11 protein-coding genes are annotated in these 13321 nt (G+C 61.8%); all 11 read right to left on the bottom strand.

Features of this window, described 5'->3' with window-relative positions; genetic code table 11:
- Window positions 1–119: 119 nt before the first annotated feature.
- A complete protein-coding gene (locus K7431_RS25450; protein WP_043204714.1) occupies window positions 120–2891 on the bottom strand; it encodes a hybrid sensor histidine kinase/response regulator in 2772 nt (923 codons plus the stop codon).
- Window positions 2892–3005: 114 nt separating this feature from the next.
- Window positions 3006–4298 carry a phosphoribosylamine--glycine ligase gene (purD, locus tag K7431_RS25455; RefSeq protein ID WP_012721992.1) on the bottom strand — a complete coding sequence of 431 codons (1293 nt, stop codon included), beginning with the start codon at window positions 4296–4298 and terminating at the stop codon, window positions 3006–3008.
- 168 nt (window positions 4299–4466) lie between these two features.
- Window positions 4467–6074, bottom strand: a complete 1608-nt coding sequence (gene purH / locus K7431_RS25460; RefSeq protein ID WP_012721993.1) for a bifunctional phosphoribosylaminoimidazolecarboxamide formyltransferase/IMP cyclohydrolase — start codon at window positions 6072–6074, stop codon at window positions 4467–4469.
- Window positions 6075–6155: 81 nt separating this feature from the next.
- On the bottom strand, window positions 6156–6476 hold the full coding sequence (gene fis / locus K7431_RS25465; RefSeq protein ID WP_002555375.1) for a DNA-binding transcriptional regulator Fis: 321 nt from the start codon (window positions 6474–6476) through the stop codon (window positions 6156–6158).
- Window positions 6473–7486 carry a tRNA dihydrouridine synthase DusB gene (dusB, locus tag K7431_RS25470; protein ID WP_012721995.1) on the bottom strand — a complete coding sequence of 338 codons (1014 nt, stop codon included), beginning with the start codon at window positions 7484–7486 and terminating at the stop codon, window positions 6473–6475. Before dusB ends, fis begins: the two co-directional genes overlap by 4 nt.
- Window positions 7487–7671: 185 nt before the next feature.
- Complete coding sequence (locus tag K7431_RS25475) at window positions 7672–8904, bottom strand: DUF3426 domain-containing protein (protein WP_012721996.1); 1233 nt, start codon at window positions 8902–8904, stop codon at window positions 7672–7674.
- Window positions 8905–8934: 30 nt separating this feature from the next.
- Window positions 8935–9813 carry a 50S ribosomal protein L11 methyltransferase gene (gene prmA, locus K7431_RS25480; RefSeq protein WP_010213491.1) on the bottom strand — a complete coding sequence of 293 codons (879 nt, stop codon included), beginning with the start codon at window positions 9811–9813 and terminating at the stop codon, window positions 8935–8937.
- Between the two features lie 294 nt (window positions 9814–10107).
- On the bottom strand, window positions 10108–11469 hold the full coding sequence (gene accC, locus K7431_RS25485; RefSeq protein ID WP_043204721.1) for an acetyl-CoA carboxylase biotin carboxylase subunit: 1362 nt from the start codon (window positions 11467–11469) through the stop codon (window positions 10108–10110).
- Between the two features lie 17 nt (window positions 11470–11486).
- Window positions 11487–11948, bottom strand: a complete 462-nt coding sequence (gene accB, locus K7431_RS25490; protein ID WP_012721998.1) for an acetyl-CoA carboxylase biotin carboxyl carrier protein — start codon at window positions 11946–11948, stop codon at window positions 11487–11489.
- Between the two features lie 24 nt (window positions 11949–11972).
- A complete protein-coding gene (aroQ, locus tag K7431_RS25495) occupies window positions 11973–12428 on the bottom strand; it encodes a type II 3-dehydroquinate dehydratase (protein WP_012721999.1) in 456 nt (151 codons plus the stop codon).
- Between the two features lie 297 nt (window positions 12429–12725).
- Window positions 12726–13274, bottom strand: a complete 549-nt coding sequence (locus K7431_RS31455) for a methyl-accepting chemotaxis protein (protein ID WP_405121883.1) — start codon at window positions 13272–13274, stop codon at window positions 12726–12728.
- Window positions 13275–13321 lie beyond the last annotated feature (47 nt).

Below are 13321 nucleotides of genomic sequence, written 5' to 3' on the forward strand. Positions count from 1 at the left end.
GCCTGACACAACGCGGCGTTTTTATTGGGGCCGCTTCGCAGCCCAGCGCGGGGCAAGCCCGCTCACCACAACAAGCCCGCTCACCACAATATAGGTGGGGTGTTGCCACGAACGTCAGGTCAGGAGGGCGCGTGTTCCGGCCTTTGTTGGCGCTGTGCCACCCAGAACTCCACCAGTTCCCGCAACTGCGACAGCTCCACCGGCTTGGCCATGTGCCCATCCATCCCGGCCTGGCGGGCGCGCTCTTTATGTTCCGTCAGAATGTGCGCCGTCAACGCCACCACTGGCGTACGAATGCGTTGGTGGCTCACCTCCCACGCACGCAGTTGCTGGGTCGCCGAGAAACCGTCGAGGATCGGCATTTCACAATCCATCAATACCAGGTCATAACGCTGGGCTTTCATCGCCTCCAACGCTTCCTCGCCATTGCTGGCGGTGTCCGGGTTGAGGTTGAGCTTGCCGAGCATGCCGCGGATCACTTTGGTGGAGATGCTGTTGTCTTCGGCCACCAGGATGCGGAAGTCGGCGGGCACCGTGACGGCTGCCGGTACGGCGAGGGGCGGGCGTGATTGCAACGTGCCTTTGCTGCGCTGGGTCAGTTCGTCGGCCAGGGTGGTCTTGAGCGTGTAGCCGGCCACCGGCTTGGCGAGGATGCGCTTGATCCCGCAATTGCGCGCGATGATCTTACTCGGCGCGTTGCTGATGCCAGTGAGCATGATCAGCAGGATGTCGTGGTTCAGGCTCGGGTCTTCCTTGATCTTCGCCGCCAGTTGCATGCCGGTCATGCCGGGCATGTTCTGGTCCAGCAGCACCACGTCGAAGTAGTCACGCAGGTGCGCCTTGGTGCGCAGCAACGCCAGGGCTTCCTTGCCCGAGGGCACGGCGCTGACGTTCAGGCCCCAGGCCGAGCATTGCTGCACCAGCACTTTGCGGCAGGTGTCGTTGTCGTCCACCACCAGCACCCGTGCGCCTTTGAGTGGGCCGTCGAGGTCGGAGGTCGGGTGCTCCAGGCGTTCCGGGTCCAGCGGCAGGGTCAGCCACAGGGTGCTGCCCTGATGGCTGCCGCTCTTGATACCGAATTCGCCGTTCATCAACAGGATCAATTGGCGGGCGATGACCAGGCCCAGGTGACCGTTCAGGCGGGTGGCCGAGAAGAAATTCTTGCTGTGCAGTTCGCTGTGCAGCAAGGCGTCGCGCTCGGCCGCTTCCATCGGCAGGCCGCTGTCCTGCACGGCAATGCGCAGGCGTGGCTTGGTGCTGCGGTCATCCAGCGCGACGACGATCAGCACTTCGCCTTCGTCGGTCTTCTGCAGGGCGTTTTCCAGCAGGCTCAACATGGCCTGGCGCAAGCGGGTCGGGTCGCCGCTGATCACACGGGGCACCTGAGGCTGGATAAAGCTGATCAGCTCGACGTTCTGCTGCTCGGCCTTGGCGCGGAAGATGCTCAGGCAGTCTTCGATCAGCGCATTGAGGTCGAACTGCACGTCATCCAGTTCGATCTGGCCGGACTCCAGCTTGGAGATGTCGAGGATTTCGTTGATCAGCGTGAGCAGTTCGTTACCGGCGCTATGGATGGTCTGCACATAGTCGCGTTGTTTCACCGACAGCGGCGTGCCCAGCAGCAGTTCGGTCATGCCGAGCACACCGTTCATGGGGGTGCGTATCTCGTGGCTGATCTTGGCCAGGAACTCGGCCTTGGCGGCGATCTCGGCGTTGCTCGCCGCCAGGTCGCGGCTGAGGCTGAAGCGCGCCTCGACAATCGCACGCTGGCGTTCGCCCAAAGCCAGGCTCATCAACAGGCCGCTGAGGCAGATAAAGGCCAGCAACGTGACGATCAGACCCTGTGGCGAGACCATCGTCAGGCCCAGCAGCGCCGGCAGGATGATCAGCGTACCGATGTTGAACACCACCATCGCGGCCACGAACAGGCGTGCCGGGCGGTAGCCTTTCTGCCAGTGATAGGCCGAGACAAACAGCATGCTCAAGCCGGCCAGGGCCACCAGGGCGTAGGTGATGATGTTCAGCGGCAGGGTGTTGACGAACAACAGCAGCAGGCCGCACAGCACAATGAACAGGATGTCGCCCATCAACAGTTTGTTCAGCGGGTGCGGGCCCAGGGGCATGAAGAAGCGGTAGGCGAACATCAGCCCGCACGGCGCGGTCAGCAGCAGCGCCAGGTAAGCGCCGGGTGTCTGGACCGCATGCCAGTTCGGCAGCCATGGACCTATCAGATTGAGCAGCAGTGCCAGGCTGAGCATCAACAGCACTTCGCAAGCCGCCAGCCACAGGCTGCTGCGCGAGCGGTGGTAGGCGAAGCGCGTGAGGTTGTGCAGGATCAGCATCAGCAAGCAGCCGAACAGCAGGCCGTAGATCAGCGTCTGGGTCTGGTCGGCGGCGGCGAGCACGGCCGGTTCCAGGGTGATGTAAGGGCGCAGCTCGTGTTCGGAGACCAGGCGCAGGTAGACCTCAAGGGGCCTCTGGCTCTGGGGCATCGGCAGCATGAAGTCGCTGCTGGGCAGCGGCCGTTCTGCCTGGGGCTGGCGCGTGCCGGTGCTCTGTTGTTCCACCAGGGTGTCGCCGTCCAGCACATACAGGCTCAGGTGCGACAGGTCCGGGGCGAATACCCGCAGCACTTGCTCGTGCTTGCCGGGTTGCAGCTTGAAACGTACCCACAACGCACCGTCCGGTTCCGCAGCGGTGATGCGGTCCAGTTCGATGGGGCTGAATTGATTGGTGTAGCGCGAGGACCGGATGTCGCTCAGTTGCAGGTCGGCCTGTTCATCAAGCAATACTGCCCAGCCACTGCCTTGCGCCGCGGCCTGGGCCGGGAGCAAGCAGAGCAGTGTCAGCAGGCTGACAGTAAAACCTATGGCGATCCTGAGCCAGCGCACGGCGAAATCCCTTCGTAGGTTGATGCACGGGTTAACTATGCGCGGGTAGGCCTGCATACGGCAAGGGCCAGAGGCCCTTGCCTAGCCGAACGGATAGCTACTGACGGCGGCTGCTTAGCTGTTCTCGCCCCGTTCACGGGCGATGGCGCGGTAGCCGATGTCCTTGCGGTAGAAGCAGCCGTTCCAATCGATCTTCGCGGCCAGCGTATACGCCTGTTGCTGCGCGGCGTCGACACTGGCGCCCATGGCGGTGGCGCACAACACGCGGCCACCGGCGGTCACGACCTTACCGTCCTTGAGCGCGGTGCCCGCGTGGAACACTTTGCCTTCCAGGGTCGCCGCCGCATCGAGGCCTTCAATCACATCGCCCTTGGCGTAGTCGGCAGGGTAACCACCGGCCGCCAGCACAATGCCAACGCTCGGACGCGGGTCCCACTGCGCTTCAACCTTGTCCAAGGCCTGGGCCAGGGCGGCTTCCACCAGCAGTACCAGGCTCGATTGCAGACGCAGCATCACCGGTTGGGTTTCCGGATCGCCGAAGCGGCAGTTGAACTCGATGACTTTCGGGTTACCGGCTTTGTCGATCATCAGGCCGGCATACAGGAAGCCGGTGTAGACATTGCCTTCATCGGCCATACCACGCACGGTCGGCCAGATCACCAGGTCCATGACGCGCTGGTGCACGTCGGCGGTGACCACCGGGGCAGGGGAGTAGGCACCCATGCCGCCGGTGTTCGGGCCGGTGTCGCCGTCGCCGACGCGTTTGTGGTCTTGGCTGGTGGCCATTGGCAAGACGTTCTTGCCGTCGACCATCACGATGAAGCTGGCTTCTTCGCCGTCGAGGAATTCTTCGATCACGACGCGCGAACCGGCGTCACCAAAAGCGTTGCCGGCGAGCATATCGCGTACGGCGTCTTCGGCTTCCTGCAGGGTCATGGCGACGATCACGCCTTTACCGGCGGCCAGGCCGTCGGCCTTGATCACGATCGGCGCACCTTTTTCACGCAGGTAAGCCAGGGCCGGCTCGATCTCGGTGAAGTTCTGGTAATCGGCCGTCGGGATCTTGTGGCGGGCCAGGAAATCCTTGGTGAACGCCTTGGAGCCTTCCAGCTGGGCCGCGCCGGCGGTGGGGCCGAAGCAGTCCAGGTTGCGGCTGCGGAACAGGTCCACCACGCCAGCCACCAGCGGCACTTCCGGACCGACGATGGTCAGGGACACGTTCTTTTCAGCAAAATCTGCCAGTTGCTCAAGGGCCAGCACGTCGATAGCGACGTTCTCGCACTTGGCTTCAATGGCGGTACCGGCGTTGCCGGGGGCGACGAAAACCTTCTGGACGCGCGGGTCCTGGGCAACTTTCCAGGCCAGGGCGTGTTCACGGCCACCGCTGCCAATGATCAAAACATTCATTTCAAAAACCTCAAATTCTGTAGGCGCTGCAGGAGCGCTTTATGTGGGAGGGTTCTTGTGGTGAGGGGGGGGGCGTCCCCCCGGTTTCACTGGAGATCCAGTGGGGCTGCTGTGCAGCCCATCGCGGGACAAGCCCGCTCACTACAAAAAGCGCCTTCCACATTTGGATCAGTGACGGAAGTGACGCATGCCGGTGAAGACCATGGCGATGCCGGCTTCATCAGCGGCGGCGATCACTTCAGCATCACGCATCGAGCCGCCCGGTTGGATCACGGCGGTCACGCCGGCTTTCGCGGCATTGTCCAAGCCATCACGGAACGGGAAGAATGCGTCGGAAGCCATCACCGAACCCACCACCTGCAAACCGGCGTGTTCGGCCTTGATCGCGGCGATACGCGCCGAGTTCACGCGGCTCATCTGGCCAGCGCCGACACCGATGGTCTGCCGGTTCTTGGCGTAGACGATGGCATTGGACTTCACGTACTTGGCCACTTTCCAGGCGAAGATCAGGTCGTTGATCTCTTGCTCGGTCGGGGCGCGCTTTGTGACCACTTTCAGGTCTTCGCTGCCGATCATGCCGATGTCACGGCTCTGTACCAGCAAGCCGCCGTTGACGCGCTTGTAGTCCCAGGCAGCGGCGCGGTCAGCCGACCACTCGCCGCAGGCCAGCAGGCGCACGTTGGCTTTGGCCGCCACGATGGCGCGGGCTTCTTCGCTGACGCTTGGGGCAATGATCACTTCAACGAACTGACGCTCGACGATCGCCTTGGCGGTCTCGGCGTCCAGTTCACGGTTGAAGGCGATGATGCCGCCGAAAGCCGATTCGGTATCGGTGGCGTAGGCCAGTTCGTACGCTTGGCGAATGCCGCCTTCCGCGTCCGGGCTCACGGCCACGCCGCATGGGTTGGCGTGCTTGACGATCACGCAGGCCGGCTTGACGAAGCTCTTCACACATTCCAGCGCGGCGTCGGTGTCGGCCACGTTGTTGTAGGACAGCTCCTTGCCTTGCAGTTGGGTCGCGGTGGCGATGCCGACTTCAGCAGGCTTGGCTTCCACATAGAACGCCGCGCTCTGATGCGGGTTCTCGCCGTAGCGCATTTCCTGGGCCTTGATGAACTGGCTGTTGAAGGTGCGCGGGAACTGGCTGCGGCCTTCGGTGCTGAGGGTTTCAGCGGCTTGGTTCACGGTGCCCATGTAGTTGGCGATCATGCCGTCGTAGGCGGCGGTGTGTTCGAACGCCTTGAGCATCAGGTCAAAACGCTGGGCGTAGGTCAGGCCACCGGCCTTCAGGCTTTCGAGCACCTGGGCGTAGTCGCTGGCGTTGACCACGATGGCCACGTCTTTATGGTTCTTGGCGGCCGAGCGAACCATGGTCGGGCCGCCGATATCGATGTTTTCGATGGCAGTCGGCAGGTCGCAGCCTGGCTTGTTGATGGTGGCTTCGAACGGGTAGAGGTTGACGGCCACCAGGTCGATCGGCTTGATGCCGTGTTCGGTCATGATGGCATCGTCGATCCCGCGACGGCCGAGGATGCCGCCGTGGATTTTCGGGTGCAGGGTCTTGACCCGACCGTCCATCATTTCTGCGAAACCGGTGTAGTCCGCCACTTCCACTGCGGCCACGCCGTTGTCCTGCAGCAGCTTGAAGGTCCCGCCCGTGGAGAGGATTTCCACACCCAGAGCTTCCAGCTCGCGGGCAAATTCGAGGATCCCGGTCTTGTCGGAAACACTGATCAAGGCGCGGCGGATCGGCAGGCGGGTAGTCTGGTCGGTCATTTCAATTTCCATCAAAAGCAAAGGAGTCAGCAAAAAAGGCGACCGGTTTTACGCGGGCGCCTTTCTGGTTTGATTGAATGCTTACAGCAAATCGTATTGTTTGAGCTTTTTGCGCAAGGTGCCACGGTTGAGGCCCAGCAGCTCACTGGCTTTGGTCTGGTTGCCCTTGACGTAGTTCATCACGCTTTCGAGCAAGGGCGCCTCGACTTCGGAGAGCACCAGGTTGTACACGTCCGTGACGGAAGCGCCCTCAAGGTGGGCGAAATAATTGTGCAGCGCCTTCTCGACACTCCCGCGAAGGGTCTGACCTTCTTCGCTCGGCGTGTTGAGGTGCTGTTTCAAATTGACGTTGTCGCTCACGGGTGTTGTTCCACTCACTAAAGTCTCGGTCATCATCGTCATGCGGCCACCCCCTCTCCGTCCCCTGTCCCCAGGCTCTTGTAACGCTCGCTGAAGAACTCACGAACGTTGGCGCACTGTGCTTCCGTATCATCCAAACGATTGAAGTGGGCGCGAAACTCCCTGGCGCCCGGCAAGGTTGCGAGATACCAGCCGACATGCTTGCGGGCAATGCGTACTCCCATCACGTCTCCATAGAAAGCGTGCAGGGCGGCCAAATGCTCTAGCAGAATACGTTCCACCTCGATCAGCTCCGGTGCCGGCAATACGTCGCCAGTACGCAGAAAATGCTCGATCTCACGAAAAATCCACGGTCGCCCCTGGGCGGCCCGGCCAATCAACAAACCATCGGCACCGGTGGCGTGCAGCACACGCCGGGCTTTCTCGGCGGAGTCGATGTCGCCATTGGCAAACACCGGTATCGACACCGCCTGCTTGATCGCAGCGATGGTGTCGTACTCGGCTTCACCGGTGTAAAGGTCGGCGCGGGTGCGGCCATGCACCGCCAGCGCTGTAATGCCTGCCTGTTCGGCGATCTTCGCCACCGTCAGGCCGTTCTTGTTGTCCCGGTCCCAGCCGGTGCGAATCTTCAGGGTGACCGGCACATCGACTGCGGCGACAACGGCCTGCAGGATCTCGGCAACCAATTGCTCATCTTTCAACAGCGCGGAACCGGCGGCCTTGTTGCAGACCTTCTTGGCCGGGCAGCCCATGTTGATGTCGATGATCTGCGCCCCCAACTCCACGTTGGCCCGGGCCGCATCCGCCAGCATCTGTGCATCTCCACCGGCGATCTGGACCGAGCGGGGCTCGGGATCGCCTTCGTGGATCATGCGCATCCGCGATTTGCGGGTGTTCCACAAGCTCATGTCGCTGGTGACCATTTCCGAGACTACTAGACCCGCGCCCAACCGCTTGCACAGCTGACGAAAGGGCTGGTCAGTGACACCCGCCATCGGGGCGAGAATCAAGCCGTTCTGCAATGTGTATGGGCCGATGCGTACCGCCGACATAGGACTTCCCTGTTGTGGGGCCGGATCATTAGAGTTCGAAAAAGGGTTGGCATGATACCCGCTCTCGATGACTGGATAAAGGCTGAATTGGATAAAATCTGAACAGTTATTTCTTTATCGCTACCGGTTTGGTCGCGCGGGGCTTAGTCAATAACTCGCCGTCAAACCTCGGTGCGTGAACCGATTCACTCGGGCGAGTGAAAGCTCAGGCTGTAATTCACGGCTTTATTGCCCGGATCAAGGATATCCAGGGAGATATGGATCGGCGTTTGCGATGGCATTTCGCTCACACCGGCCAACTCGCCGCTAAGGTATTCGGCGGGTTTGAAGCGACGACTGGCAATCAGGCTGCCATTCAGGTCGGCAAAGCGCAGCTCCAGCAGCGGGAAGGGCTGGGAGAATGTCGCACGGTTATAGATGATGGCGTCCACCACCAGCGCCCCGGCGAAGTCCGGGTGGCTGCGTACCACCAGGTTACTGCTCTTGATATGGGCGATATCGACCCGCGACGGCACCGTACAGCCCAGTGTGGGGCACAGTTGCTGGAACCACGGACGGTAGGCGTCCTGGCGGGCCAGGTCGTCGAATTGGTAGGCGATGTACTGGGCTGCGAGGCCGCCGGCGGCGATCAGCACCAGCAACAGCCAGATCAGGCGACGGCCCAGGCTGGCCGGACGCTTTTGCGCGTAGAGGTGCAGCGGATCGTCTTCGAGATCCAACAGTTGCTCGTCGTGCACACTCGTTTCGGCGCGCGGGCGCTTGCGAGGGGGTTTGGGGCGTTCTTCGGGTTCAACGTCATCGGCCGATTGGGTCAATGGCGTGAACGGCGGATCGACGTCGTCATCGTCGGGCATGGAACGCAGGGGTGGCTCATCGTCGAGGTCGTCGGTGTGAAACGACATGGACGGCTCGGTGCGCTGCTTGGTCGCAGGTGCGTTCGTCGGTTCGGGTTCGATGTGCGTGGCTTGCACGCGCTCTTCAGGCGGTTCGCTGAACAGGCTGGCAGCCCATTTTTCTTCCTCGGCCTTGACGGTGTTGCGGCTGGCGCTGAGAGGCTCATCTTTTTGCCGACGATCAGTACCCGCTTGGCGACGTTCTGCGCCGGCAGGCTGGGTGTGCTGAATCTCGCGACGTTCCAGCTTGGCCAGTTCTTCGTCCAGGTCCAGGTTGTCCAGGTCCAGCTCTTCGGCGGTCCACTGCTTCTGGCTGATAGCCCGTGGCAGCTCTGGCTCAGCCGCGGCCGGCAGCTCAGGCGCCGGTGTACCGGCAGCACGCTGCTCCAGCAACTGGCGAGCCGCATTGAACACTTGCAGGCACGAGCCGCAGCGAACCACGCCACGGGCCACGCTCAATTGAGCGTGGTTGACGCGAAAGCGCGATTGGCAATGCGGGCACTGGGTGACGAAACTGTCGGTCATGCGGCCATCCGATTCAGGCAAGCGCTCATTCTAGCGCCGACGACCGCTGATGCGTACCCAGCCATCGCGGTTGGCGATCGGATCCAGCTCGAAATCCTTCGCGTAGGCGGCAGCGACGTCTTCGCCTTGCTCGGCAAGGATGCCCGACAGCGCCAGGCGGCCGCCCGGCTTGACCAGGCTCGACAACTGCGGCGCCAAGGACACCAGCGGTCCTGCGAGGATGTTGGCGACCAGTACGTCGGCCTGCACCTGGGGCAATTGCTCCGGCAGGTAGAGTGGGAATTTGCCTTCAGGGATGTTGTTGCGACCGGCGTTATCGCGCGAGGCTTCCAGCGCCTGCACGTCGATATCGGTGCCCACGGCTTCCTTGGCGCCCAGCAACAAGGCGGCAATCGCCAGGATCCCCGAGCCGCAACCGAAGTCGAGCACGTGGCTGTCGGTCAGGTCCTGGCCGTCCAGCCATTCCAGGCACAGCGCGGTGGTTGGGTGGGTGCCGGTGCCGAACGCCAGGCCCGGGTCCAGCAGCAGGTTGACCGCGTCCGGCTCAGGCGCGGCATGCCAGCTCGGCACGATCCACAGGCGCTGGCCGAAACGCATCGGCTGGAAGTTGTCCATCCAGCTGCGTTCCCAGTCCTGGTCTTCGATGACTTCGCTGTGATGCTCCGGCAGCGGGCCGCCGGTGAGCAATTCCATATGGGCCAGTACGGCGGCGGCATCGGTGCCGTCTTCGAACAGGGCCAGCAAATGGGTGTGCGACCAGAGCGGGGTGGTGTTGAGTTCGGGTTCGAAGATCGGTTGGTCTTCGGCGTCCATGAACGTGACCGAGACAGCGCCGACTTCAAGGAAAGCGTCTTCGTAGGTTTCGGCTTGTTCTGGGCTGATGGCGAGACGGACTTGCAGCCAAGGCATGGCGGGCACCTTTGAAAAAATGAGTGTGCGACTGCTGGGTCGCGAAAGCGCGCAAGTTTACGCGAGAGCATGATGCTGTGGCGAGCGAGGCTTTTTGTAGTGAGCGGGCTTGCCCCGCGTTGGGTGGCGAAGCCTCCCTGATCCAGGCACCGCATTTATCCAATTAAAACGGGTTGGCAGGTTTTGGGGCGGCTTCGCCACCCAGCGCGGGGCAAGCCCGCTCACCACAGAGGTAATTGCCGGTGCCGCAGAAACAACAAAGCCGCCCGAAGGCGGCTTTGTTGAGTGGAGCACTTACTGGTTAGCCAGCTTGTGTTCCAGGTAGTGAATGTTCACTCCCCCTTCGCAGAAGCCTTCATCACGAACCAAGTCCCGGTGCAGCGGGATGTTGGTCTTGATGCCGTCTACCACGATTTCGTCCAGGGCGTTACGCATACGGGCCATGGCCTCGTCGCGAGTGGCGCCCCAGGTGATCAGCTTGCCGATCAGCGAGTCGTAGTTGGACGGAACCTTGTAGCCGCTGTACAGGTGCGAATCGACGCGAACGCCGTTGCCGCCCGGTGCATGGAAATGCTTGACCAGGCCTGGACTCGGGATAAAGGTTTTCGGGTCTTCGGCGTTGATGCGGCACTCCAGGGAGTGGCCGTGCATCTTCACGTCGTCCTGGGTGAAGGACAGTTCGTTGCCGGCGGCGATGCTGAGCATCTCCTTGACGATGTCGATACCGGTGACCATCTCCGAAACCGGGTGCTCTACCTGCACACGAGTGTTCATCTCGATGAAGTAGAAACGACCGTTCTCGTAGAGGAACTCGAAAGTACCGGCGCCACGGTAGTTGATGTCGATGCACGCCTTGACGCAGCGTGCCAGCACTTCCTGGCGAGCCTTTTCATCCAGGCCCGGTGCCGGTGCTTCTTCCAGTACCTTCTGGTGACGACGTTGCAGCGAGCAATCGCGGTCGCCCAGGTGGATGGCGTGGCCCTGGCCGTCGGACAGTACCTGGACTTCCACGTGACGTGGGTTGGTCAGGTATTTTTCCAGGTAGACCATCGGGTTGCCGAACCAGGCGCCCGCTTCGGAGCGGGTCTGCTTGGCGGCTTCGATCAGGTCCTCTTCCTTGTGCACCACGCGCATGCCGCGACCACCACCGCCACCGGCGGCCTTGATGATCACTGGGTAGCCGACTTCACGACCAATGCGCAGAGCGGTTTCTTCGTCTTCCGGCAGTGGGCCGTCGGAGCCAGGAACGGTGGGTACACCGGCGGCGATCATGGCGTCCTTGGCCGAGACCTTGTCGCCCATCAGGCGAATGGTGTCGGCTTTCGGGCCGATGAAGGCAAACCCGGATTTTTCCACCTGTTCGGCGAAATCGGCGTTTTCCGCGAGGAAGCCGTAGCCTGGGTGGATACCATCAGCGCCGGTCACTTCCGCGGCCGCGATGATGTTCGAGACTTTCAGGTACGAGTTCGTGGCCAGTGGCGGGCCGATGCAAATGCTTTCGTCCGCCAGTTTCACGTGCATCAATTCGGTATCGGCCGTCGAGTAAACAGCGACGGTCTTGATGCCCTCTTCCTTACAGGCGCGCAGGATACGCAGCGCGATCTCGCCGCGGTTGGCGATCAGGACTTTTTGCAGTTTCTTCGCAGGTTTCAACATCGAAGGCGCTCCGCGGTTCAAACGATGGTGAACAGCGGCTGGTCGTACTCAACCGGCTGACCGTTTTCTACCAGGATGGATTCGATGACGCCGGCTTTTTCAGCCGTGATGTGGTTCATCATTTTCATCGCTTCTACGATGCAGATGGTGTCGCCCACTTTCACGGTCTTGCCGACTTCAACGAAGGCTGGCGAGGTCGGTGCCGGGGTGCGGTAGAACGTACCGACCATTGGCGACTTGACCACGAAGCCGTTCAGCGCAGGCGCGGCTGGGGCGGCAGGTGCGGCGGCAGCAGGGGCGGCGGCCGGTGCAGCAGCGGCTGGCGCCGGTGCTTGCATCTGTGGCGCGTAGAACTGCTGGGCCGGGGTCTTGCTGTGACGGCTGATCCGTACGGACTCTTCGCCTTCCTTGATTTCCAGCTCGTCGATACCGGATTCTTCCAGCAGTTCGATCAGTTTCTTAACTTTACGGATATCCATGAATCATCAACTCCCAAGGGTCGGTCAGGGGCGCTTGGCCGGTTGTTCAAGCTGTTCCAGGGCGGCCTCCAGGGCCAGTCGGTAACCGCTGGCGCCAAGGCCGCAGATCACTCCTACCGCTACGTCGGAGAAGTAAGAGTGATGGCGGAAAGGTTCGCGTTTGTGCACGTTCGACAAATGCACTTCGATGAATGGGATGCTCACCGCCAGCAACGCGTCACGTAATGCAACGCTTGTGTGTGTAAAAGCGGCGGGATTGATCAGGATAAAGTCCACGCCTTCGCCGCGCGCGGCATGGATGCGATCAATCAATTCGTACTCGGCATTGCTTTGCAGATAGAGCAGATGGTGGCCGGCTTCACGCGCCCTGCGTTCAAGATCGAGGTTGATCTGATCGAGGGTCACTGCCCCGTAGACGCCCGGTTCACGGGTGCCGAGCAGGTTCAGGTTGGGTCCGTGAAGAACCAGTAAGGTCGCCATCGGCTGTTCCTTGTTATTGATGTGGGTACGGCAGAACTCGGCGACTATGCCGCAAAGCCTTTGTGACTGTCCAGTTCTATGCAGTAGGCGGCACGATTAGCGAGGATTGCGCAAAATTTGTGACTACGGGCCAGGATCCGGTCATTGGCGAGACAGCGTTGAATCCGGTGGAGATCAATGTGGGAGGGGGCGTGCTCCCGATGGCGGTGCATCAGTCAACACATACAGTGGCTGACACCCCGCAATCGGGAGCAAGCCCCCTCCCACCTTTTGATCTCCACGGGGCAATAGATCAGGTCAGACGCGGAAGGCCTGCACCGCCGTATTGAGCTGCCCACCCAGCACCAGCAAATGCTCGCCCTGGCTGCGGCCCTGGCCAATGCGCAGCAGATTATCCTCGCCCAACTGGTGAATCCGCTCGCTGTTGTCGCGAATCTCACTGACGGCACCACTTTGCTGTGCCGTCACATCCGCGATGCGCACGGCTGTTTCGGAAATGGTCTGGATGGCGCCGACGATTTCATCCAGCGCGCCGTCCGCGGCCTGGGCCTGCTGGGCGGTAGCTTCGGCGTGTTCGACCTGCGCGCGCATGCCTTGTACCGATTGGTGGGCGGCGCTTTGCAGACCGGCGATCAGGGTCTGGATTTCTGCGGTCGCGCCGGCGGTGCGCTGGGCCAGGGAACGGACTTCGTCGGCGACCACGGCAAACCCACGGCCGGCTTCACCGGCGCGGGCGGCCTCGATAGCCGCGTTGAGGGCCAGCAGGTTGGTCTGGTCGGCAATCGAGCGGATCACCGTCAGCACGCCGCCGATGGTGGCCGATTCTTCGGCGAGTTTTTCGATCATCTGCGCGTTTTGTTGCACTTCGCCCACCAGGGCATGCAGCCCGGTCA

The sequence above is a fragment of the Pseudomonas fluorescens group sp. genome, assembly GCF_020093335.1.
In the GTDB taxonomy this organism is placed as follows: domain Bacteria; phylum Pseudomonadota; class Gammaproteobacteria; order Pseudomonadales; family Pseudomonadaceae; genus Aquipseudomonas; species Aquipseudomonas petroselini.

Excerpts from the sequence above, each read along its gene's own strand:
- prmA (WP_010213491.1), bottom strand. The coding sequence starts at position 9,813 with ATGCCTTGGCTGCAAGTCCGTCTCGCCATCAGCCCAGAACAAGCCGAA.
- accB (WP_012721998.1), bottom strand. The coding sequence starts at position 11,948 with ATGGATATCCGTAAAGTTAAGAAACTGATCGAACTGCTGGAAGAATCC.
- K7431_RS25475 (WP_012721996.1), bottom strand. The coding sequence starts at position 8,904 with ATGACCGACAGTTTCGTCACCCAGTGCCCGCATTGCCAATCGCGCTTT.
- aroQ (WP_012721999.1), bottom strand. The coding sequence starts at position 12,428 with ATGGCGACCTTACTGGTTCTTCACGGACCCAACCTGAACCTGCTCGGC.
- K7431_RS31455 (WP_405121883.1), bottom strand. The coding sequence starts at position 13,274 with ATGATCGAAAAACTCGCCGAAGAATCGGCCACCATCGGCGGCGTGCTG.
- fis (WP_002555375.1), bottom strand. The coding sequence starts at position 6,476 with ATGACGATGATGACCGAGACTTTAGTGAGTGGAACAACACCCGTGAGC.
- purD (WP_012721992.1), bottom strand. The coding sequence starts at position 4,298 with ATGAATGTTTTGATCATTGGCAGCGGTGGCCGTGAACACGCCCTGGCC.
- purH (WP_012721993.1), bottom strand. The coding sequence starts at position 6,074 with ATGACCGACCAGACTACCCGCCTGCCGATCCGCCGCGCCTTGATCAGT.
- accC (WP_043204721.1), bottom strand. The coding sequence starts at position 11,469 with ATGTTGAAACCTGCGAAGAAACTGCAAAAAGTCCTGATCGCCAACCGC.
- dusB (WP_012721995.1), bottom strand. The coding sequence starts at position 7,486 with ATGTCGGCGGTACGCATCGGCCCATACACATTGCAGAACGGCTTGATT.